Raw genomic sequence first — 21,138 nt, forward strand, 5'->3', positions numbered from 1 at the left:
ATGCGAAAGCTCGTGTACTACGTGGGCGTCTCGATCGACGGCTACATCGCGGGACCCGGCGGCGAGTGGGACTTCTACCCGCTGGCCGACGACATGATGGCGTGGATGAACACCGAGCAGCCCGAGACGGTGCCCGCGCACATCCGCGCGATGATCGGCCTCGACGCTGCCGCGCGCCGCTTCGACACGGTCGTGATGGGCCGCGGCACCTACATGCCCGGCCTCGACGCCGGCGTGACCAGCCCTTACAGCCCGCTGCGGCAGTACGTCGTGTCCACCACACTGCCCGACAGCACCGACCCCGAGGTCGAGATCGTCCGGGGGGAGCCGCTCGAGCTGATGCGGCGGCTGAAGAAGGAGGACGGCATGGACATCTACCTGTGCGGTGGCGGCGCGCTCGCCGCCGCCGTCCTGCCCGAGATCGACGAACTGATCATCAAGCACTACCCGGTGGTCGCGGGGACCGGCATCTCCGCCTTCTCCGGCGAGTTCAGGCCCACGCTGTTCGCTCCCACAAAGAGCGAGACCTTCAGCAACGGCGCCAGGGTCACCTGGTACAGCAGGGCGTGATCGCGGCGGACGCGAAAGACCCGCACCGCTGGACGGCGGTGCGGGTCTTCCCGTAGGTCGAACGTCAGCGCTGGACCGGCGCGACGACCACCTCGACGCGCTGGAACTCCTTGATGTCGGAGTAGCCCGTCGACGCCATCGTCCGCTTCAGCGCGCCCATCAGGTTCATCGACCCGTCGGCGACGCTGGAGGGCCCGTGCAGGATCTGCTCCAGCGTGCCCACCGTCCCGAACTGCATCCTGCGCCCGCGCGGCAGGTCGGGGTGGTGCGCCTCCGAACCCCAGTGGAACCCGTGCCCCGGAGCCTCCGTCGCCCGAGCCAGCGGCGAGCCGACCATCACCGCGTCCGCGCCGCAGGCGATCGCCTTGGCGATGTCGCCCGAGGTGCCCATGCCGCCGTCGGCGATCACGTGGACGTAGCGGCCCCCGGACTCGTCGAGGTAGTCGCGTCGCGCCGCCGCCACGTCGGAGATCGCCGTGGCCATCGGCACGGCGACGCCGAGCACGTTGCGCGTGGTGTGGGAGGCGCCGCCGCCGAAGCCGACCAGCACGCCCGCCGCGCCCGTGCGCATCAGGTGCAGGGCCGCGGTGTAGGTGGCGCACCCGCCCACGATCACCGGCACGTCGAGCTCGTAGATGAACTGCTTGAGGTTCAGCGGCTCGGCCTTGCTCGACACGTGCTCGGCCGAGACCGTCGTGCCGCGGATGACGAAGATGTCGACGCCCGCGTCGATGACCGTCTTGTGGAACTGCACCGTGCGCTGCGGCGACAGGCGGACCGCGGTCGTCACGCCCGCGTCGCGGATCTCCTGGATCCTGCGCCCGATCAGCTCCTCCTTGATCGGCGCCGTGTAGATCTCCTGGAGCCTGCGCGTGGCCGCCTCGGTGTCGAGCGCGGCGCACTCCTCCAGCAGCGGCCTCGGGTCCTCGTAGCGGGTCCACAGACCTTCGAGGTCGAGCGGCGCCAGGCCGCCGAGCCTGCCGATCGCGATCGCCGTGGCGGGCGACACGACGCTGTCCATCGGCGCCACCACCACGGGCAGCTCGAACCGGTAGGCGTCGATCTGCCAGGCGATCGAGACCTCCTCCGGGTCACGCGTACGCCGCGAGGGCACCAGCCCGATCTCGTCGAGCGCGTAGGCACGGCGGCCGGTCTTGCCGCGGCCGATCTCCACCTGAGTCATCAAAACAATTACCTTCTGTGATAGTTCGGAGCTTCGACCGTCATCTGGATGTCGTGCGGGTGGCTCTCCTTGAGCCCCGCCGACGTGATCGGCATGAGCTGGCTGCGCTCGTGCATCTCGTCGATGGTGCGGCACCCGGCGTACCACATGCCCTGGTGGAGGCCGCCGATGAGCTGGTAGGTGACCGCCGAGACCGGGCCGCGGTAGGGGACCTGGCCCTCGATGCCCTCGGGGATGTACTTGTCCTCGGAGCTGACCTCGCCCTGGCCGTACCGGTCCTTGCTGAAGGAGGTGCCGCCGCGCTCCCGGTTGCGGACCGCGCCGAGCGAGCCCATGCCCCTGTAGGACTTGAACTGCTTGCCGTTGATGAAGATCAGGTCGCCGGGCGACTCCTCGCAGCCGGCGAGCAGGGAGCCGAGCATGACGGTGTTGGCGCCGGCGGCGATGGCCTTGACGATGTCCCCCGAGTACTGCAGGCCGCCGTCGCCGATCAGCGGGACGCCCGCTGGGCCGCAGGCCAGTGACGCCTGGTGGATGGCGGTGATCTGCGGCGCGCCCACGCCCGCGACCACCCGGGTGGTGCAGATGGAGCCGGGGCCCACGCCGACCTTGACCGCGTCGGCGCCCGCGTCGATGAGCAGCTGCGCGCCCGCGCGGGTGGCGACGTTGCCGCCGATGACGTCGATGCCGTGGCTGTTGGCCTTGACCTTGGCGATCATGTCGCCGACGCCCTTGGAGTCGCCGTGGGCGGTGTCGACGATGATGACGTCGACGCCCGCGTCGATGAGGGCCTGGGCGCGCTGCTCGGCGTCGCCCGCGACGCCGATGGCCGCGCCGACGACCAGGCGGCCGTCGGCGTCCTTGGTGGAGAGCGGGTACTGCTCGCTCTTGGTGAAGTCCTTGATGGTGATGAGGCCGCGCAGCCTGCCCTGGGCGTCGACCAGCGGCAGCTTCTCGATCTTGTTGGTCTTGAGCAGCGCGAACGCGTCGTCGCGCGACACCCCTACCGGCGCGGTGACCAGCGGCATCGGGGTCATGACCTCGCGCACGGTCCTGCCCTGGTCGCTCTCGTAGCGCATGTCGCGGTTGGTGACGATGCCGACGAGCACGCCGTCGGCGTCGGTGACCGGGGCGCCGGAGATGCGGTAGTTGGCGCAGAGCCGCTCGACGTCGGCGAGGGTGTCCTCGGGCGAGCACGTCACGGGGTTGGTGACCATGCCGGCCTCGGAGCGCTTGACCAGGTCGGCCTGCTGCGCCTGCTCCTCGATCGACAGGTTGCGGTGGAGGATGCCGATGCCGCCCTGGCGGGCCATCGCGACGGCCATGCGCGCCTCGGTCACGGTGTCCATCGCCGCCGAGACCAGCGGGATCGACAGCGTGATGCCGCGCGAGAGCCGGGTGCCCGTGTTGGCATCACCCGGCTGCATGTCCGAATAAGCGGGAACGAGCAACACGTCGTCAAACGTGAGCCCCGTCTCAGTGAACTTGGACATGCCGTGACCCCTCCAGCCGCCATACCTGCTTGTGACAGCAAGTTTAGTGGGTGCGGCCAAAAGGATCAGGGCGGGGATGGAGGACGATGACCCCCACGGTCCGTCGTCCTCCACGCATCGAGAAGTGCTCCACGCATCCAGAAGTGCCGGAGAACCGGGGCGGTCGGTGATCCGCCCCGGTTCCCCGGCCACCGGCAGCCTCAGATGAGGCGCGAATGCCACCGAACCCCCCTCCGCGTCCAAGTGGCGGCGCTGCTCATCTTCCGGGTGCCGACGCTGGGTTAATGCTGCGTTACGCGATGGAACATCGCAATGTGAAAACGTGCAATTGCACGAAGTTGCACCCCGGGCAGAAGAGTCGGCGCAAGGGCAGGACAGGGCCGGGCGACGGGGTTATCCTCGCGGCACGCCCGTGTCCCCTCTACGGAGCACCGCACATGCGCAATATCTCCAGCACCATGTCAGACCCGCTCGAGACCCTCGGCCTCGATCCGGCACAGACCGCGCTGTACACGGCGGTGCTGAGGCTGCACAGGGCCACGCTGGCCGAGCTGGCCGCGGCCATGGACGGCCCCACCGACACCGTCGGCAGGCAACTCGACGACCTCGTACGGCTGGGCGTCGTCGACGAGCAGTCAGGTCACTACCTCGCCCGCCATCCCGCCGCCGCCCTCGGCAGGCTCATCGCCCAACGTCTCGACCTGCTGGCGGAGGAGAGCCGCCGCATCGACACCGCGCTCAGCTCCATCCGCCACCTGATCCGCGACTACGACGCGGGCCGCGACTACCAGAGCGGCCCCTTCCCCGTCGAACTGGTCAGCGGCGCCGACATCCTGTACGAGAGCGTCGTCGGCATCGCCGTACAGGCGCCGCCGATGGAGCTGCTCACCGCCATCCCCGACGAGCGCACGATGCTCGACTTCGCGAGGAAGTTCGCCGATCCGTGGGTCGACGCGCAGCAGCGGGAGCTGCTGTCCATGCGCGCGATCATCCCGGTGTCGACGCTGACGTTGCCGGGCGTGCGGGACCAGCTGGGCCGCTTACTGGCCAGCGGAGGGCAGGTGCGCACGCTCGACAAGGTGCCGAGCTGGTTCATGACCGCGGGGCCCGGCGTCGCGGGGCTGCCCGCCGCCTGGGGAGGCAACCTGCCCGACCACGCCTACAACTTCTACGTCGTCCGCGCGCCGATCGTGGTGGGAGTGTTGCGCTCGCTGTTCGAGGAGCTGTGGGCGCGTGCCGTACCCCTGCCGTGGGGACGCAAGAGCGACGGCATGGTGCAGGTGCTGCGCCTGGCCGCTCAGGGCATGTGCGACGACTCCATCGCGCGCCACCTCGGCGTGTCGGTCCGCACGGTCCGCGCCAGATTCGCCGACGCCATCGCCGAACTGGGCGCCCAGTCGCGCTTCCACGCAGGCGTGGAGGCCACGCGGAGGGGATGGCTCACCTGAAGCACCCCATCGGTCTTATGGTGGGAAGGTGCTGGAAGATGTGCCACAGGACCCGTTCGCGGACGACCCGAACGACCCGAGCTCGGCGCTGGGCGATCTCGACGACGCCGAGCCGCTGACGGCTGCCGAACGCGACGAGGCCATCACCGACCTCGCCGACGTCGAGGTCTTCCGCTCACTGCTGGAACCGCAGGGCGTGCTCGGCCTGGTCCTCGACTGTCCCGAATGCTCGGAACAGCACTTCTTCGACTGGGAGCTGCTGCGCGGCAACCTCCGCCAGATGATCGAGAACGGCCAGCCGCAGGTGCACGAGCCGGCCTTCCACCCCGACCCGTCCGACTATGTGAGCTGGGAGTACGCCAGAGGCTACGTCGACGGCGTCATCGACACCGAAGAGCGGCACTGACCGACGTCTTCGACCAGCGCCGCGAGCAGCCTGGCGGCCGGATCCCACGCGGGCGGCGGCTCACCCCGTGACAACGCGTCGAGGAGCGCGTCGCTTTCGTCTTCGGTCAAGCGATCGACTCCAGCTCGGCCATCTGCCGCAGCCTGGCCAGCGCCCGATGCTGGGCGACCCTCACGGCACCTGGTGTCATGCCGAGTACATTACCCGTCTCCTCGGCCGACAGCCCCGAGACCACCCGCAACAGCAGCAGTTCGCGCTGGTTGTCCGGCAGCCGCGACAGCAGCCTGCGTGCCTGCTCCACCTCGATGTAGCGGACGACGGTCTCCTCGGGCCCCGGCCCCTCATCGGGGCCATCGGGCAGATCCTGCGTCGGTACGGCCGAGCGCACCGAACTGCGCAGCGCGTCGGCCACCTTGTGCGAGGCGATCCCGAACACGAACGAGGCGAACGGCCGCCCCATGTCGCGATAGCGGGGCAGCGCGGACAGGACGGCGATGCACACTTCCTGAGCTACGTCATCGGCAATGTGATATTGCCCTGAAACCCTCCCTAGGCGCGCACGGCAATAGCGCACCACCATCGGGCGGAGCTCCCCGATCAGAGATTCGATCGCACTGCGATCCCCCTGGACGGCGAGGCTCGTCAGTTCCCGAAGGTCGGACTCATCCGATCTTGCCGGAAGTCTCGACGCAAGCCTTACCCCAATTTTGGCGTCGGCGACGCTTCCCTCGCTCACGTTAGGCATGATGCCCGCACTGATCCTGCCTGTCGTCATAGCGAACGGCTACGGATTGGTCACATTGAAGCGACGATAACGGGGCGTAATCAACCGACCACACTAAGGCTTTCAAGGTGCTATGATATTTCAAGCCATTTGCGGAAATGCACGAAACATGTCGGACGCGTAGACGCTTTACGAACGTGTTCGGTTTACCGGGAAATAACCTCCTTTCCGGACACCTTCGCCCTCAGACCCCGCACCTTTCCTCCAACTCTCCGTGACCACCCCCCACCCGCCCGGCACCCTCCCACCGAGCGACCGACCCCCCTGCGGCACGCAGTCAGCCTCTCACCAACCTCCCGGCGACCCTCCCCCACAGTCAGCGTCCGCCCTTCAGCGTCAGCCAGCGCTCTCACGACATCCACCCACCCGACCTCACCGGCTCGGACACCCCCTCCTCACCCACACCCAGCGATCAACCATCCGGCGGCCCAGCAGTCGGGCCTCACCGCCCTCCAGCCCCTCACGCTCAACCGCCACCCGCACGGCTGAACGAACGTCCTCGTACGGTCCCGAATGTTCCCGAACGTGCGCGGCCTGTTCCCCCAGACCCCAACCAACCTGACCCCCGAACCCGGGAGCCGCCCCCGCCCACCAGACCGATCCTGCAGAGAAGCCCGTCAAACGCCTCCCGGGCGGTCCCCCCACCACCCCTCTGACCCCGAGCGCGGAAGGCGCCCCCTCCGCCACGCCGGTTCCAGGGGAGAGGGCCGCGAAGGTCAGTGGGGCGTCCCACTGCGCGGTGGCGGGTCGTACCCCATGGGCGCGGGCCGAGACCCGCGCGGAGGCGGGCCGCATCCCATGGAAGCGGAGGCATGCCGTATCCCAGAGAAGGCGGAGGCGGGCTGTATCCCATAGAAATCCCGTAAGGCGGAGGTGGGCCGCCTATAAGAACGTCAGGCCAGCGGGAACGGGATCCCGTGCTCGGCGGGCGGTCGGGGGCCGTGGATGCGGCGGTCCGCCTCGGTGATCGGCACGTCGTTGATGCTGGCTTCGCGCCTTCGCATCAGCCCCTCGCCGTCGAACTCCCACAGCTCGTTCCCATAGCTCCGCCACCACCTACCCGACGACTCCCGCCATTCGTACTGGAAACGCACCGCGATCCTGTCGTCACCGAATGCCCACAGCTCCTTCCGCAACGCGTAGTCCAACTCCCGCGCCCATTTCTCGGTCAGGAACCGCTCGATCTCCTGCCTCCCCGTGACGAACGTGTCCCGGTTCCTCCAGAGCGAGTCGGGCGTGTACGCGAGAGCCACTCGCGCCGGGTCGCGGGTGTTCCACGCGTCCTCGGCGGCCTGGACTTTGGCCAGGGCGTCTGCCTCGGTGAAGGGCGGAACGGGCGGACGAGTCATGACATATCTCCTTTGGTGTCAGGGATCTCGATGTATGCGATGCGTTCTGCCATGACTCCATGCTGCCGACCCGGGCCGTCTCGCAGCCATGTCTATCAGGACTACTATCCCTCACATATGGACATCGTGATTCTGGCCTACGACGGGGTGCGGCTGCTGGACGTGACCGCGCCGCTGGAGGTGTTCGGCACGGCCGCGGGGTTCGGCGGGCCGTACACGGTGCGGCTCTGCTCACCCACCGGCGCGCCCGTGACGACCTCGACGGGCGTCCGTCTCGAAACGACGGCGCCGGTCACGCGCGCCCACACCCTCGTCGTGCCCGGCTCGCCCGACCTGCCAGGACGGCGACCGCCGAGTGAGGTCGTCGAGATCGTCGCCTCGTTCACGGCGAAGCGGGTGGCGTCGGTGTGCACGGGCGCGTTCGTGCTGGCCGAGGCGGGGCTCCTGGACGGCAGACGGGCCACCACCCACTGGCGCCACACCGCCACGCTGGCCGGCCGCCACCCCGCGGTCGAGGTCGAGCCCGACGCCATCTACGTGCGGTCGGGCGACGTGCTCACCTCGGCGGGGGTCAGCGCGGGGATCGACCTGTCGCTGGCCATGGTCGAGCAGGACGCGGGCGCCGAGCTGGCCAGGGAGGTCGCCCGCGACCTGGTGGTGTTCCTGCAGCGGCCGGGCGGCCAGTCGCAGTTCTCCGTCGCCTCGCGTACCCCTCGCCCCGCCCACGACCCGCTGCGCGAGCTGCTCGACGGGGTGGCCGCCGACCCCGCGGCCGATCACTCCCTGCCCGTGATGGCCGCGCGGGCGGGCGTCAGCGTGCGCCACCTGACGCGGCTGTTCCACGAGCGGGTGGGATGCACGCCCGCCGCCTTCGTGGAGTCCGTACGGCTGGAGGCCGCCCAGTCGCTCCTCGACTCCGGCGAAACGGTCACGGGGGCGGCGACGCGTTCGGGCATGGGGAGCGACGAGTCGTTGCGGCGAGCGTTCCTCCGCCACCTGGGCGTGACGCCCTCGGCCTACCGTGCCAGGTTCAGGACGTCGGCCCAGGGCGCCTGACGTGACGGCGGCCCGCCCCGTCCCGCTGGAGTGGCGTGGCAGGACAGAGCCCGGCCTCGCGCCTGCGGTGGGCTGTCGGGTGCTTGCCTTACAGGCCGGAAGACCCCCGGAGAACACGAAAGGCCCGCGTCCCCGGACGGGGGCGCGGACCTTCGGGTCGACCCAGATCAGTGGCCGTGGCCGTGACCGTGGCCGTGACCACCGGCGGCCGGGGCCTCCTCCTCGGGCTTGTCCACCACGAGGACCTCGGTCGTGAGCAGCATGCCGGCGATGGACGCGGCGTTCTGCACGGCCGAGCGGGTCACCTTGACGGGGTCGATGACGCCCTGCGCCACCAGGTCACCGTACTCGCCGGTCGCGGCGTTGAGGCCGTGGCCGACGGGCAGCTCGGAGACCTTGTGGGTGACGACGTAGCCCTCGAGACCGGCGTTCTCGGCGATCCAGCGGGCCGGCTCGACGAGCGCGCGGCGCACGACGCCCACGCCCGTGGCCTCGTCGCCGGACAGACCGAGGTCGTCCAGCTCCTTGGAGACGTGGATCAGCGCGGAGCCACCGCCGGAGACGATGCCCTCCTCGATCGCGGCGCGGGTCGCGGAGATCGCGTCCTCGAGGCGGTGCTTCTTCTCCTTGAGCTCCACCTCGGTGGCAGCGCCGACGCGCAGCACGCAGACGCCACCGGACAGCTTCGCGAGGCGCTCCTGGAGCTTCTCGCGGTCCCAGTCGGAGTCGGACTGCTCGATGGCGAGCTTGATCTCCTTGACGCGGTCCTCGATCGCCTGCGGGTCGCCGGCGCCGTCCACGATCGTGGTGGCGTCCTTGGTGACGACGACGCGGCGGGCGCTGCCGAGCACCTCGAGGCCGACCTGGTCGAGCTTGAGGCCGATCTCCTCGCTGACGACCTGGCCGTTGGTCAGGATCGCGATGTCCTGCAGCATGGCCTTGCGTCGGTCACCGAAGCCGGGGGCCTTGACGGCCACCGAGGTGAAGGTGCCGCGGATCTTGTTGGTCACCAGGACGGCCAGGGCCTCGCCCTCGACGTCCTCGGCGATGATCAGCAGCTGCTTCTTGGTCTGGGCGACCTTCTCGAGCAGCGGCAGGAAGTCGGCGATGGACGCGATCTTGCTCTGGTGGATCAGGATGTACGGGTCCTCGAGCACCGCCTCCATGCGCTCGGGGTCCGTGACCATGTAGGCCGACAGGTAGCCCTTGTCGAACTGCATGCCCTCGGTGAACTCGAGCTCCATGCCCATGGCGTTGGACTCTTCGACGGTGATGACACCGTCCTTGCCCACCTTGTCGAACGCCTCGGCGATCAGCTCGCCGATCTTGGCGTCCTGAGCGGAGATCGTCGCGACATTGGCGATCTCCTTCTTGTCCTCGACGGGGCGCGCGGTGGCCAGCAGCTTCTCGCTGACGGCCTTGGCGGCCAGGTCGATGCCGCGCTTGAGCGACAGCGGGGAAGCGCCCGCCGCCACGTTGCGCAGGCCCTCGCGGACCATCGCCTGGGCGAGGACGGTCGCCGTGGTGGTGCCGTCACCGGCGATGTCGTTGGTCTTGGTCGCCACTTCCTTGGCGAGCTGGGCGCCGAGGTTCTCGTAGGGCGCCTCGAGCTCGACCTCGCGGGCGATGGTGACACCGTCGTTGGTGATCGTCGGCGCACCGAACTTCTTGTCGATGACCACGTTGCGGCCACGCGGGCCGAGGGTCACCTTCACTGCGTCCGCGAGGGCGTTGACACCGCGCTCGAGCGCGCGCCGTGCGTCCTCTTCGAACTCCAGGATCTTCGGCATGGAAAGTCCTCTCAGCGTCGAAAGCCCCGGGCACTGACGGCCCGGGGCTTTCTCACGGCTTACTTCTCGATGATGGCGAGAACGTCACGGGCGGAGAGCACGAGGTACTCCTCGCCGCCGTACTTGACCTCGGTGCCGCCGTACTTGCTGTAGAGGACGATGTCGCCCTCGCTGACGTCAAGCGGAATCCGCTTGTCGCCGTCCTCGTCCCAGTTGCCGGGGCCCACCGCGAGGACTTTGCCCTCCTGCGGCTTCTCCTTGGCGGTGTCCGGGATGACCAGGCCGGAAGCGGTGGTCTGCTCCGCCTCAAGCGGCTGGACCACAATGCGGTCGCCGAGCGGCTTAACGGGAACCTTAGTGGCGGTCGTCACGATCGGACCTCCCCTTCAGATTTGGTTGATCTAGAAGAGGCGACCAGCTGGGCCTGCCGTCGCGGGTGTCAGACCTGCCTCGTCGCACGTTGGCACTCTCAGTAGGAGAGTGCCAAAACGAAACAGTATGCAAGCAGGCCGTGCCCGTCAACACGAACCGCCCGGCTCAGCTCACAGCGGATACGTAGGACCCCTCGACGAGCTCGGTCAGAGCGCCGGGACGGCCGGGCTCCCACCCCAGTTCCTCCTTGGTACGGCGGGCGCCCGCCCGCTGGCTGAGCGCGAGAGCGTCGGCGAACGGCCCGCCGAACACCTTGGCCGCCTCCTCCACGGGCCACGGCTCGGCGCCCTCCCGCACGCCCGCCGCCTTCGCCGCGGCCTTGGCCACCTCGGCCACGGACACCGCCTCCTCGGCGACCCCGTGGTAGACCGCTCCTGGCCGCCGAGTCCGCGGACGTGGTCTCCGGCCTGACCCGCGCCTCCCGGCTGCTCGAACGCGGCCTGAAGGAGTACTTCAGCGCCCACGGCCTGGAGCCGTGGGAGTTCGACGTGCTGGCCACGCTGCACAGGGTCGGCGGCCACTCCTGCATGACGGACCTGTCCAACGCCCTCCTGCTCAGCCCCGGCGCCGCGACCAACCGCATCGACCGGCTCGTCGCCAAGGACCTCGTGAGCCGCGAGACCGCCCCGGGCAACCGCCGCATGATCATCGTCACCCTGACCGACGAGGGACTCGGCCTGGTCACCGACCTCAAGGGCGGCCGCAGCACCACCGAGCGAGCGCTGCTGTCGGGGCTCGCGCCCGACGAGCGGTCCACCCTTCGCGAACTGCTCGGCAAACTCCTCGTCTCCCTCGACGACACAGAGCCGTGGTGCGCGTCACGCTACGATGCGTGATGTGATCGTCACGAACAACGGCTCGCGGGACGCGCTCGCCGACTGGCCGTACCCACCGGAGGACGGGTAGAGGGCCGATGATCTCGACCTGCTCCCTCAGGACGGGCCCCGTGGCGAGCCTGACCTCTTCAAGCACGCCCAGCTCGTCGACGGGACCTTCACCTTCATTTCGCCCCAGAGCCGCTTCCACGATGTCGTGATCCGGCACCTCGCCGACGCCCTCGAACGACAGGCCCCCACCGGCGGTGGAGTCGCGGCCCACATGGACGTCACGATCGCGCCCAGACAGCGGCCGCGCCCCGACCTCCTCGTGATCGACGCGTCCATCGCGGCCGACATGAGGCGCACGACCTACACCCCCCATGAGGTCCATCTGGTGGTCGAGGTCGTCTCCCCGCGTCCGATCACGTCAAGCCCAGGATCTATGCCGCGGCCGGCATCGAGCACCTCTAAATCGTGAAGGACGAGGACAGCAGACCCGTCGTCCACACCTACGAACTCGACGAGGCCGTCGCCTCCTACGTCGGCACCGGCCTCCACCGGGACCGGGTCAAGGTCTCCGTGCCCTTCCCCATCGACATCGAGCTCGACACCCTGCACTAACGTCGTATGGCGTGGACCACGACGCCTTCCTCGAACTCCTCACCCCTCGCGGGCAGAAAGCCCTCGCCGAGGCCGTCGAGCTGGCAGGTGCCGATCCCGTCGTGGCCGCGACCAGGTTGCGCAGGACCTACGACGCCGCCCTCACCTCCGCCGCCCTCACGCAGGCGAAGCTCAGGGAGCGGGGCAGGGCGAAGTTCGGTGACGACGCGGCGCTGATGTACTTCACGCCCCACGGCGTCGAGCAGGCCACCCGCCGGGAGGTCGCCGAACACCGGGCCCGCAGGCTCACCCTCCTCAACAGCGAAGGTCCGCGGGTGGTCGATGTGTGCAGCGGCATCGGCGGCGATCTCATCGCGCTGGCTCGCGCCGGCTGCTCCGTGGACGCCGTCGACACCGATCCGCTGACCGTCGCCGTCGCGCTGGCCAACGTCGACGCGCTGGGGTTGTCGGACAGGGTCACGGTTCGTACGGCCGACGCCGCCGACGTCGACCCGGCCTCCCACGACGTGCTGTTCGCCGATCCCGCCCGCCGTACCGCGAGGGGGAGGACCTTCGACCCGAACGCCTACTCCCCTGCCTGGCCCGTCATCCTCGGCCTGCTCGATCGCGCGCCCGCCGCGTGCCTGAAGGTCGCGCCCGGGATCCCGTACGAGTTCGTCCCCGAGGGCGCCGAGGCCGAATGGGTGTCCTTCAGGGGCGAGGTCAAGGAGGTCACGCTCTGGACGGGCGCGCTGGCGAGCGCCGTCGAGCCCGGCGCCGCGGGGTTCACGCGGAGGGCGACGTTGCTGCCCGGCGGAAGCACGCTCACCGCGACCGGCGCGCAGGCGCCCGTCGGTCCGATGGGGCGCTACGTCTACGAGCCCGACGGCGCCGCGATCCGGGCGCACCTGGTCGCCGAGGTGGCCGCGATGGTCAACGGACGGCTGGCCGACCCGCTGATCGCCTACGTCACCGGCGACGACCCCGTCGAGACCGCATGGGCATCGCGGTACGAGGTGGATGAAGTCATGCCGTTCTCCGTCAAAAAGCTGAGAGCCGCACTTCGCGCACGCCAAGTCGGAAACGTGACTATCAAGAAACGCGCCTCGGCGGTCGACATCGAACGCTTGCGAAGCGATTTGCGATTGTCCGGCGACAAATCAGCAGTTGTCATTCTTACCCGAATCGCGGACCGCCCTTCCATGCTTATCTGCACCCCGCTCGAACTGGGTAAATGACAAATCGGGGCGATACATCGACAACCACGATCTTTTAAAGTCGGCACCGAAAGATCTTGATGGACTACTAAGGTGGCCGGGCGGGAGTTCTCCCCTAACGATTCTGAATACACACCGCTGCGCGGCAGACCGTCGGCGAGTGAAGGAGCTTTCGGTGGATCACTCCAACCACACCACCCTTCTCCAGGCAGGCAGCCAGACCGCCATCTCCGACAGGATGCGCGAGCTGCTCGCGCGGGCCGCCCAGGACCACGTCTACGAGCAGCGCACGCAGGGCGCGGTGCTCGACGAGATCCGCCAGCGGCTTGAGGGCATGGAGTGGCTGATGCGCGAGGTTCGCGAGCGCGAACTCGGCGGCCTCACCGGCACGCTCGAGACGGTGAGCGGCCGCCTCGACGACATCACCACCAGGCCACCCTCGTGGGCCGAGGGGCTGGCCCAGCACGTGGAGGCGGTGCGCGACCACGTCGACGCCGTCGGCGAGCAGGTCGGCAACGTCGACGCCCGCGTCGAGTCGGTCAGCGAGCGGGTCAGGCCGGTGGTCGAGCTGCCCGGCCTCTGGGCCGACGTCGCCACCGTGAGCGAGACCCTCGACGAGGCGCTCAAGCGGATCGAGTCGGTCATCACCAGCACCGACGGCATCGCCAAGCGCCTCGGCGACTTCGCGGGCAAGCTCGGCCAGCTCAGCGCCAGCATGGACGCCGCGGCCACCCGCTTCACCAGGCTCGACAAGTCGATGGCCGAGCTCACCGCCCGCACCGACCGCGTCGAGAGCGGTGTGAAGGGCATGCCGGAGATGTTCGAGGTGAAGCTCAAGGCGGTCGACGGGTCGCTGGCCGCGTCGACGGAGCTGCTCTCCGCCGCGATCGAGGAGGTCGGCGCCAAGGTCGACTCCACCGAGACCAGGCTGACGGGCCGCCTCGACGGCGTCGAGAGCAGGGTCGACCGCGTCGACGGCAGGCTCCTCGGCGTCGACAGCCGACTGACCAGCGTCGACGGCCACATCGAGACCGCCGACCAGTGCCTGGCCGACATCGACACCCGCCTCGACGGCGTCGACGGCCGCCTCGGCGGGCTCGACTCGCGCCTCGTGGGCGTCGACCAGCGCCTGGGCACCCTCGACGGCCACCTGAGCCGCCACGACGACCGCTTCGACGGGCTCGACGGGCGCGTCGACGGCCGGTTCACCGCGCTCGACGAGCGCATGGCGGGCACGGCCGGCCACCTCGCCGAGACCGCCACCCGCACCGAGGGCCGCTTCAACGACCTCGACACCCACCTCGACACCCTCGACGAGCGACTGGCCGAGGTCGAGGAGCGCGTGGTCACCAGGTTCGACGGCGTCGACGCCACGCTCACCGGCATGTCCACCACCGCCGACAAGGCCGGCGAGCACCTCGAGGCCATCGACGACCGGGTGGAGGCCGTCAACCAGCGCGTGGGCCAGCTGCCTGTCACGCTCAGCATCAGCGAGCGGGTCGGCGAGCTGCTCGACACCCAGACGATCGAGCACGTCAAGCGCCTCGACGCGATCGACGAGCGGCTGACCGCCGCGGCCGCCGCCCTCACCGACGCCGTCGCCGCCCGCCCCGACCGGGTGGAGCTGGCGGAGAGCTTCACGGGCATCATCGAACCCGCCACGACCGACCTGACCAAGCGGCTCGGCGCGCTGGAGGAGACCATGCTCGCCCTGGCCGAGGCGCTCCTGCGCCCCAGCCGTAACTCCAAGGACTAGGTCGCGGGAACGACGAACGTCGCAGACCCCCGGACGCCGCACCCGGCGTCCGGGGGTCCTGGTCTCCAGGGCGTGGATCGCGAGGGATTCCCCGCGACCCATGAAGTGACGGTTACCGGCTCAGCCGCAGGGTGACCAGTTCGAAGGGGCGCAGCGACAGGGACACCGCGCCCCCCTCGTGCGGCCGGTCGGCGATGGGCCGCTCCAGCAGGTCCGTCGCCGCGACACCGGTGATCGGGAAGCCCGCCGTCAGGGTCGCCCTGGCCCTGCCGCCATGCGCCTCGTGGAAGCGCACGATCACGTCCCCGCTCTCGTCGTCGGCCAGCTTGACGGCGGTCACGACGACCGCCTCGTTGTCGATCGTGACCAGCGGGGCGACCTCGGCGTCGCCGGGAAGAGCGCGCTCGGGCAGGTTGACGAAGTAGCCCTCGCGGACCGCGTCGCCGATCGTCGCCCCCGGCACGAGCGCGTGATGGAAGCGGTGCACGCCCTGGTCGGTCTCGGGGTCGGGGAAGCGGGGGGCGCGGAGCAGGGAGACCCTGAGCGTGGTGGTCGTCCCTGAGTCGGCGGCGCGAACCGTGCGGGTCACGTCGTGGCCGTAGGTGGAGTCGTTGACCAGGGCCACTCCCCAGCCGGGCTCCTCCAGGTGCACGAAGCGGTGGTTGCACGCCTCGAACTTGGCGGCCTCCCAGCTCGTGTTGGTGTGGGTGGCACGGTAGGCGTGGCCGTACTGGCTCTCGGAGGCGTAGCGCTCGGCGTGCACGTCCAGGGGGAAGGCCAGTTTGAGGAACTTCTCGGTCTCGTGCCAGTCGACCTCGGTCCGGATGTCGAGCCGCTTGGCGCCTGGCGGGAGGGTGAGCACCTGGGTCACCTTCGAGCGGCCGAACGAGCGGACCACGCGGACCGAGCCCGGCTCCGCACCGGGTGCCACCTCGTCGGCGGCCACCAGGTCGGTGACCGTGTTGCGGTAGAACTCGTCCACGTCCCACGCGTCCCACATGTTGGGGAAGTCGGGGTGGATCTGCAGCAGGTTGGCCGCCTGGCCCGGCGCGACGGTCTCCCGCCCCGCGGCCGGGTCGTACACCGATCTGACGAGGCCGTGCTCGTCGATCTCCACGCGGAGCAGGCCGTTCTCGAGCAGGTATCCGCCCCCGTCGCGGGGGCGGAGGCCCGTGGCGCCCTCGGCGGGTACGGCGGAGGCGCCGCCCGCCAGGACGCCGCGGCGGGTGTGCGGGGCGGCGTTGAAGACGAGCCGCGTGCCCGCCGCGGCGTCACCGGCCAGGGCGCGCTGCGCCGCGTCGATGAGGCCGCTTAGTTCCTCGGCCACGGCCGCGTAGGTCTTCTCGGCCTCGCGGTGCACCCAGGCGATGGACGAGCCGGGCAGGATGTCGTGGAACTGGTGGAGCAGCACCGTCTTCCAGATCCGGTCGAGCCGCTCGTGGGGATAGGGGTGGCCGGCCCTGACGGCGGCGGTCGCGGCCCACAGCTCGGCCTCGCGCAGCAGCGACTCGCTGCGCCGGTTGCCCTGCTTGGTCTTGGCCTGGCTGGTGAGCGTGGCGCGGTGCAGTTCGAGGTAGAGCTCGCCGACCCAGACGGGCGGGTTGGGGTATTCGGCCTCGGCCTTGGCGAAGAACTCGGCAGGCGTCTCCCACGTGACGGTGGCCGAGCCCTCCAGGTCGCGCATCCTGGCCGCCTTGGCGACCATCTCGCGGGTGGTGCCGCCGCCTCCGTCGCCCCAGCCGGTGGGAGCGAGGGAGTGCCGCGCGACGCCCTTGTCCTTGAAGTTGCGCGCCGCGTGGGCGATCTCGCTGCCCTTCATCGAGCAGTTGTAGGTGTCGACGGGCGGGAAGTGGGTGAAGATCCGGGTGCCGTCGATGCCCTCCCAGAGGAAGGTGTGGTGCGGGAACTTGTTGGTCTGGCTCCACGAGATCTTCTGGGTGAGCAGCCGCTTCGACCCCGCGGCCTTGATGATCTGGGGCAGCCCGGCCGCGAACCCGAACGTGTCGGGCAGCCACACCTCGTCGTTCTCGATGCCGAACTCGTCCAGGAAGAACCGCTTGCCGTGCACGAACTGGCGGGCCATCGCCTCCGAACCCGGCATGTTGGTGTCTGACTCCACCCACATGCCGCCCGTGGGAACGAACCGCCCCGCGGCCACCGCCTTGGTCACCTTGGCCCAGACCTCGGACCGGTGCTCCTTCACCCAGGCCCACTGCTGCGCCTGCGACATGGCGAAGACGAAGTCGGGCTCGTCCTCCAGCAGCGCGGTCATGTTGGACGTCGTGCGGGCCACCTTGCGGACCGTCTCGCGGAGCGGCCAGAGCCAGGCCGAGTCGATGTGCGCGTGTCCGACGGCGCTGATCCGGTGCGCGGACGGCTGCGCGGGAGTGGACAGGACGCCGGCGAGCCGTTCGCGGGCGGCGGCCGCGGTGCCGTTCACGTCCTGCAGGTCGACCGCGTCGAGCGCCTTCTCCACGGCGCGCAGGATCTCCCAGCGGCGGGCGCCGTCGACCGGCAGCTCCCTCATCAGCTCGCCGAGCACTTCCAGGTCGATCACCAGCTGCCACACCGTCTCGTCGAAGACGGCCAGGTCCATGCGGGCCAGCCGGTACTGCGGCGCGCTGCCGGCCGTCTCCTTGTCGCCGAGCGTGGTCGGCAGGAAGGGGTGGTAGTCGAGGATGACCGGGTTGGAGGCCGCCTCGATGTGCAGCCGCACCTCCTCGCCGCCCTCGACCGGCGCGCCCACGCGGATCCACTGGTTGCGCGGGTTGAGCCCCTTCACGGGGGTGCCGTCAGGACGGTAGACGAGCCCTTCGCACTGGAAGCCGGGCATGTTCTCGTCGAATCCGAGATCCAGGATGGCTTCGACGCTTCTGCCCGCCCACGCGGCGGGCACCGTGCCGGTGACGGTGAACCAGCTGGTGCCCCACGGGGCGCCCCACTGGTCGCCGACCGCGATGGGCGCGGGCGCGGCCGACAGGCCCTCGGCGACCGGGACCGGCTCGCCCGGCGCGTGCCAGACGGCCACGTCGAGCGGCACCGACTCGGGGTAGACGGCCGGGCGGATGCGCTCGTCGAGGACGCGCTTGAGGCGGGCTTCGACCAGGTCGCGGTCGTCATGCATGGGGAAACTCCCTGGTGGTGTGGACCGTCACCCCTTGATCGCGCCTTCCTCGACGCCCCTGAAGAAGAACCGCTGGAGCGATGCGAACACGATCACGATCGGCACGAAGGAGATCATCGTGCCTGCCGCGATGAGCCGGGGGTTGGCGCTGAACGTGCCGTTGAGGTACTGCAGGCCGACGGTGAGGGTGTAGTTCTCGGGGTTGGTCAGGACGATGAGCGGCCACAGGAAATCATCCCAGGCTCCGATGAAGGCGAAGATCGTGATGACGCTGAGCATGCCGCGCACGTTCGGCAGGCCGATGTGGCGCAGCCGCTCCCAGGCCGTCGCGCCGTCGATGATGGCGGCCTCGTCCATCTCGGGCGGGATCGCCTGGAACGCGGTCCGCATCAACAGCACGTTGAGCATGCCGATGGCACCCGGCAACGCCACGCCCAGGAGGGTGTCGGCCAGGCCGAGGCTGCGGATGGTGACGTACTGGGAGATGATCGTCACCTCGCCGGGCAGCACGAGCGTCGCCAGGAACAGGCCCAGCAGCAGCTTCGCGCCCCGGAAGCGGAGCTTGGCCAGGGCATACCCCGCGATGGTGGCCCCGACGGCGTTCCCCGCGATCACGATGGCGGCCACGATCAGCGAGTTGACGGCGTAGGACCAGACGGGGACGGTCTCGGCGACCTGGGCGTAGTTGTCGAGCGTGGGGTGCTCGGGCAGGAAGCTCGGCGTCTGGGTGTAGATGTCCTCCTCCAGGCTCTTGAGCGAGGTGGAGAGCTGCCATAGGAACGGGGAGACGGTGAGCGCCAGCACGAGCAGGAGCAGCGCGTAACGCAGGACCTTCTCGCCGGTGGTGATCGTGCTGAAGCCGCCGCGCCGTCCGGACTTGGCGTGTGCCGCCACCTCAGGCCGCCTTCCTGTTGAGCCGCAGGAGCAGGAGCATCGGGCCGACGGTGATGACGAGCAGGACGATGCTGAGCGCCGAGGCGTACCCGAGGTGGCCGGTGAAGCCGCGGCTGTAGAGCTGGATGAGCATCACCACCGACATGTCCCGCCCGCCGGGTCCTCCGGTGCCGTTGGACAGCACGTACAGCTCGGAGAAGACCCGGAGGGCGGAGACCGAGACCAGCACGGAGACCAGGAGCATCGTGTTGCGCACGCCCGGCACGGTGACGCTCCAGAACCGGCGCACGGCGCCCGCGCCGTCGACCGCGGCGGCCTCGTGGAGCTCGCGCCTGACGTTCCCGAGGGCCGAGAGATAGATGATCATGTAGTAACCGAGCCCCTTCCAGACGGTCAGGCTGATCGCGCTGAACAGCAGCAGCCAGCGGTCGGTCAGGAACGGGACCGGTTCGGTGACGACGCCGAGCCATTGGGCGAAGCCGTTCACCAGGCCTCTGTCATCCAGCACCCAGCCCCAGATGAGCGCGACCACCACGGCGGAGGCGACCACCGGGGTGTAGAAGGCGGTCCTGAAGAACATGATGCCCGGCAGCTTCTTCTCCACCAGGACCGCGATCAGCAGCGGCAGCATGGTGAGCAACGGCAGGCAGACCAGCATGAACACGACGCTGTTGAGCAGCGCGTCGGCCAGCTGGTCGTCGTCCAGCACCCGCGCGAAGTTGTCCAGCCCGGTGAAGCGCCCGCCGCCCAGCGGTTTGGCGTTGGTGAACGCCAGGACCACCGTGTTGATCGATGGCCAGACGTTGAACACGAACAGCCAGACCGCGGCGGGCGCCACCAGCAGCCACGGCGTGAACCAGCGTCGATGCGTCATCAGTTCTTGAGGAGCTCGTCGCACTTGGCCACAGCGGCGTCGAGGGCCTCCTTGGAGGTCGTCTCACCGCTGATCGCGAGCGCGAACTGCTGCCTGATGAACTTGCTCATCGCCTCGGTGACCTCGACCGGCTGGAGCATCTTGGCCTGGGCGAGCGAGGCGAACGCGATGACCTTGGCGTCGCCGGCGTTGCTGCCGTCGCTCTTGCTGAAGAACGGGTCGTTCGCCGAGGCCTTGGTGCTCGGAAAGATGCTCACCAGGTGGGCGAAGGCGGCCTGGTTCTCCGGGCTGGTCACCCAGCGGGCCAGGGCGACGGCCGCGGGCGCGTTCTTGGTCTGCTTCGACACCGACAGGCCCTGCACGTACAGCGGCGGCGTGCCCATCGCGGTCGACGGCACGACCTTGGGCGCGAGCGACGGGTTGTCGGTGGCCAGGCTGGTGATGTAGTTGCCGCCGGCCGTCGTCCACGCCGCCGTCTTCTCGTTGAAGAGCTTGGTGTTGCCCGCGTAGGTGTCGGTCAGCACGTCACGCGGCAGCAGCCCCTCCTTGAAGGCGTCGCGGTACTTGTCGAGCAGCGCGGCGGCCTCCGGCGTGTTGAAGGTGAAGCTCTTGCCGTCGTCCGCCATGAGCTTCACCCCGGCGTTGGCCAGGTCGCCCAGCTCCGGTCTGCGGCTCATCAGGTAGGCCTTGCCGCCGGACTTCTCCTTGACGGTCCTGGCCTGGGCGACGAGCTCGTCGAAGGTGGTCGGCGGCTTCTTGGCGTCCAGGCCGTACTTGGTCATCAGCTCGGAGTTCCAGTAGTTGACGTCCGTGTTGAGGTACCACGGGTAGCCGTAGACGCCCTGGAATCCGGCGTACGAGTAGGCGGCGAGGCCTCCGGCGACGTACTCGTCGGACAGCTTCTGGTCGGCCTGGGAGACGTCGAGCAGCAGGCCCTGCTTCACCAGCGGGAGCGCGAAGTCCGGCGGCAGGTTGGTCACGTCCGGCAGGGTGCCGCCGGCGGCCTGGCTCAGCACCTTGTCGGAGTAGCCGTCGCCTGGCTGGTCGAGCCACTCGACCTCGACGCCCGGGTACTTCTTCTCGAAGGCGTCGATGACGCCCTGCACGTAGTCGGTGAACTTGGGCTTCAGCGCCCACGTCTGCAGGCTGACCTTGCCCTTCACCTCGCCCGTGGCGTTCGCGCTCGGGGCCGCCTGCGGCTCCTGCTCGCCCAGCCCGCAGCCCCCGGCTACCATCGTGGCCACCACGGCCAGCCCTGCCCAGTACCTTCGCATGACGCTCTCCTTCGGGCACTAAACCGCTCTAGTTGCGGGACTATCCCCCTGGCTAGACTTCCGTGTCAAT

Annotated in this window: 20 protein-coding genes; 9 read left to right on the forward strand and 11 right to left on the reverse strand. The window is 69.4% G+C overall.

All coding sequences use genetic code 11. The annotated features are described in order from the left end of the window. Complete coding sequence (locus AB0B45_RS42260; RefSeq protein ID WP_358143135.1) at positions 1–570, forward strand: dihydrofolate reductase family protein; 570 nt, start codon at positions 1–3, stop codon at positions 568–570. Positions 571–634: 64 nt separating this feature from the next. Here AB0B45_RS42260 and AB0B45_RS42265 read toward each other — a convergent pair whose 3' ends face one another. Continuing rightward, positions 635–1,753 (reverse strand): GuaB3 family IMP dehydrogenase-related protein, encoded by a 1,119-nt coding sequence (locus AB0B45_RS42265; RefSeq protein ID WP_358143137.1) that lies wholly within the window; start codon positions 1,751–1,753, stop codon positions 635–637. Positions 1,754–1,761: 8 nt separating this feature from the next. Then, the gene (gene guaB, locus AB0B45_RS42270) at positions 1,762–3,246 is read right to left on the reverse strand and encodes an IMP dehydrogenase (protein ID WP_358143139.1); all 1,485 of its coding nucleotides are present in this window, start codon (positions 3,244–3,246) and stop codon (positions 1,762–1,764) included. Between the two features lie 458 nt (positions 3,247–3,704). Between guaB and AB0B45_RS42275 the strand changes: the two genes are divergently transcribed. Together AB0B45_RS42275 and AB0B45_RS42280 are read left to right on the forward strand one after the other, a co-directional pair. Then, positions 3,705–4,694, forward strand: coding sequence for a helix-turn-helix transcriptional regulator (locus AB0B45_RS42275; RefSeq protein ID WP_358143141.1), 990 nt, complete (start codon positions 3,705–3,707; stop codon positions 4,692–4,694). Between the two features lie 28 nt (positions 4,695–4,722). Next, positions 4,723–5,100 carry a DUF5319 domain-containing protein gene (locus AB0B45_RS42280; RefSeq protein WP_358143143.1) on the forward strand — a complete coding sequence of 126 codons (378 nt, stop codon included), beginning with the start codon at positions 4,723–4,725 and terminating at the stop codon, positions 5,098–5,100. 106 nt (positions 5,101–5,206) lie between these two features. On the opposite strand, the gene AB0B45_RS42285 is transcribed toward AB0B45_RS42280, so the two are convergent. Together AB0B45_RS42285 and AB0B45_RS42290 are read right to left on the reverse strand one after the other, a co-directional pair. Next, the gene (locus AB0B45_RS42285) at positions 5,207–5,845 is read right to left on the reverse strand and encodes a sigma-70 family RNA polymerase sigma factor (protein WP_358143275.1); all 639 of its coding nucleotides are present in this window, start codon (positions 5,843–5,845) and stop codon (positions 5,207–5,209) included. Positions 5,846–6,777: 932 nt separating this feature from the next. Beyond that, positions 6,778–7,233: a nuclear transport factor 2 family protein gene (locus AB0B45_RS42290; protein ID WP_358143145.1), complete on the reverse strand. Its 456-nt coding sequence runs from the start codon at positions 7,231–7,233 to the stop codon at positions 6,778–6,780. Between the two features lie 117 nt (positions 7,234–7,350). Here AB0B45_RS42290 and AB0B45_RS42295 point away from each other — a divergent pair, with 117 nt between their 5' ends. Then, entirely contained in the window at positions 7,351–8,289 is a 939-nt protein-coding gene (locus AB0B45_RS42295) for a helix-turn-helix domain-containing protein (protein ID WP_358143147.1), read from the forward strand. A 167-nt stretch (positions 8,290–8,456) separates the two neighbouring features. On the opposite strand, the gene groL is transcribed toward AB0B45_RS42295, so the two are convergent. From groL to AB0B45_RS42310, 3 genes are all read right to left on the reverse strand, one after another. Then, positions 8,457–10,079: a chaperonin GroEL gene (gene groL / locus AB0B45_RS42300; protein ID WP_358143149.1), complete on the reverse strand. Its 1,623-nt coding sequence runs from the start codon at positions 10,077–10,079 to the stop codon at positions 8,457–8,459. Between the two features lie 59 nt (positions 10,080–10,138). Then, on the reverse strand, positions 10,139–10,453 hold the full coding sequence (gene groES, locus AB0B45_RS42305; RefSeq protein ID WP_197093639.1) for a co-chaperone GroES: 315 nt from the start codon (positions 10,451–10,453) through the stop codon (positions 10,139–10,141). A gap of 163 nt (positions 10,454–10,616) precedes the next feature. Then, positions 10,617–10,853 (reverse strand): hypothetical protein, encoded by a 237-nt coding sequence (locus AB0B45_RS42310; RefSeq protein WP_358143151.1) that lies wholly within the window; start codon positions 10,851–10,853, stop codon positions 10,617–10,619. A gap of 53 nt (positions 10,854–10,906) precedes the next feature. Here AB0B45_RS42310 and AB0B45_RS42315 point away from each other — a divergent pair, with 53 nt between their 5' ends. The 5 genes from AB0B45_RS42315 (at position 10,907) to AB0B45_RS42335 (ending at position 14,902) form a co-directional block, all read left to right on the forward strand. Beyond that, positions 10,907–11,347: a MarR family transcriptional regulator gene (locus AB0B45_RS42315; RefSeq protein ID WP_358143153.1), complete on the forward strand. Its 441-nt coding sequence runs from the start codon at positions 10,907–10,909 to the stop codon at positions 11,345–11,347. Between the two features lie 166 nt (positions 11,348–11,513). Next, positions 11,514–11,807, forward strand: a complete 294-nt coding sequence (locus AB0B45_RS42320) for a Uma2 family endonuclease (protein ID WP_358143277.1) — start codon at positions 11,514–11,516, stop codon at positions 11,805–11,807. Beyond that, positions 11,804–11,950, forward strand: a complete 147-nt coding sequence (locus AB0B45_RS42325) for a hypothetical protein (protein WP_358143155.1) — start codon at positions 11,804–11,806, stop codon at positions 11,948–11,950. Before AB0B45_RS42320 ends, AB0B45_RS42325 begins: the two co-directional genes overlap by 4 nt. 11 nt (positions 11,951–11,961) lie before the next feature. Beyond that, positions 11,962–13,167 (forward strand): SAM-dependent methyltransferase, encoded by a 1,206-nt coding sequence (locus AB0B45_RS42330; protein ID WP_358143157.1) that lies wholly within the window; start codon positions 11,962–11,964, stop codon positions 13,165–13,167. Between the two features lie 154 nt (positions 13,168–13,321). Beyond that, positions 13,322–14,902, forward strand: a complete 1,581-nt coding sequence (locus tag AB0B45_RS42335; protein ID WP_358143159.1) for a hypothetical protein — start codon at positions 13,322–13,324, stop codon at positions 14,900–14,902. Between the two features lie 112 nt (positions 14,903–15,014). Here AB0B45_RS42335 and AB0B45_RS42340 read toward each other — a convergent pair whose 3' ends face one another. Genes AB0B45_RS42340 through AB0B45_RS42355 form a run of 4 tightly spaced genes read right to left on the reverse strand, consistent with a single transcriptional unit; the run spans position 15,015 to position 21,068 of the window. Further along, positions 15,015–18,026, reverse strand: a complete 3,012-nt coding sequence (locus tag AB0B45_RS42340; protein WP_358143161.1) for a glycoside hydrolase family 38 C-terminal domain-containing protein — start codon at positions 18,024–18,026, stop codon at positions 15,015–15,017. A 27-nt stretch (positions 18,027–18,053) separates the two neighbouring features. Continuing rightward, positions 18,054–18,920 carry a carbohydrate ABC transporter permease gene (locus tag AB0B45_RS42345; protein WP_358143163.1) on the reverse strand — a complete coding sequence of 289 codons (867 nt, stop codon included), beginning with the start codon at positions 18,918–18,920 and terminating at the stop codon, positions 18,054–18,056. 1 nt (position 18,921) lies between these two features. Further along, positions 18,922–19,794: a sugar ABC transporter permease gene (locus AB0B45_RS42350; protein WP_358143165.1), complete on the reverse strand. Its 873-nt coding sequence runs from the start codon at positions 19,792–19,794 to the stop codon at positions 18,922–18,924. After that, positions 19,794–21,068: a sugar ABC transporter substrate-binding protein gene (locus AB0B45_RS42355; RefSeq protein ID WP_358143167.1), complete on the reverse strand. Its 1,275-nt coding sequence runs from the start codon at positions 21,066–21,068 to the stop codon at positions 19,794–19,796. The genes AB0B45_RS42350 and AB0B45_RS42355 overlap by 1 nt, the downstream gene beginning before the upstream one ends. Positions 21,069–21,138 lie beyond the last annotated feature (70 nt).

It is taken from the genome of Nonomuraea sp. NPDC049152 (assembly GCF_040648355.1).
Taxonomy (GTDB): Bacteria; Actinomycetota; Actinomycetes; order Streptosporangiales; family Streptosporangiaceae; genus Nonomuraea.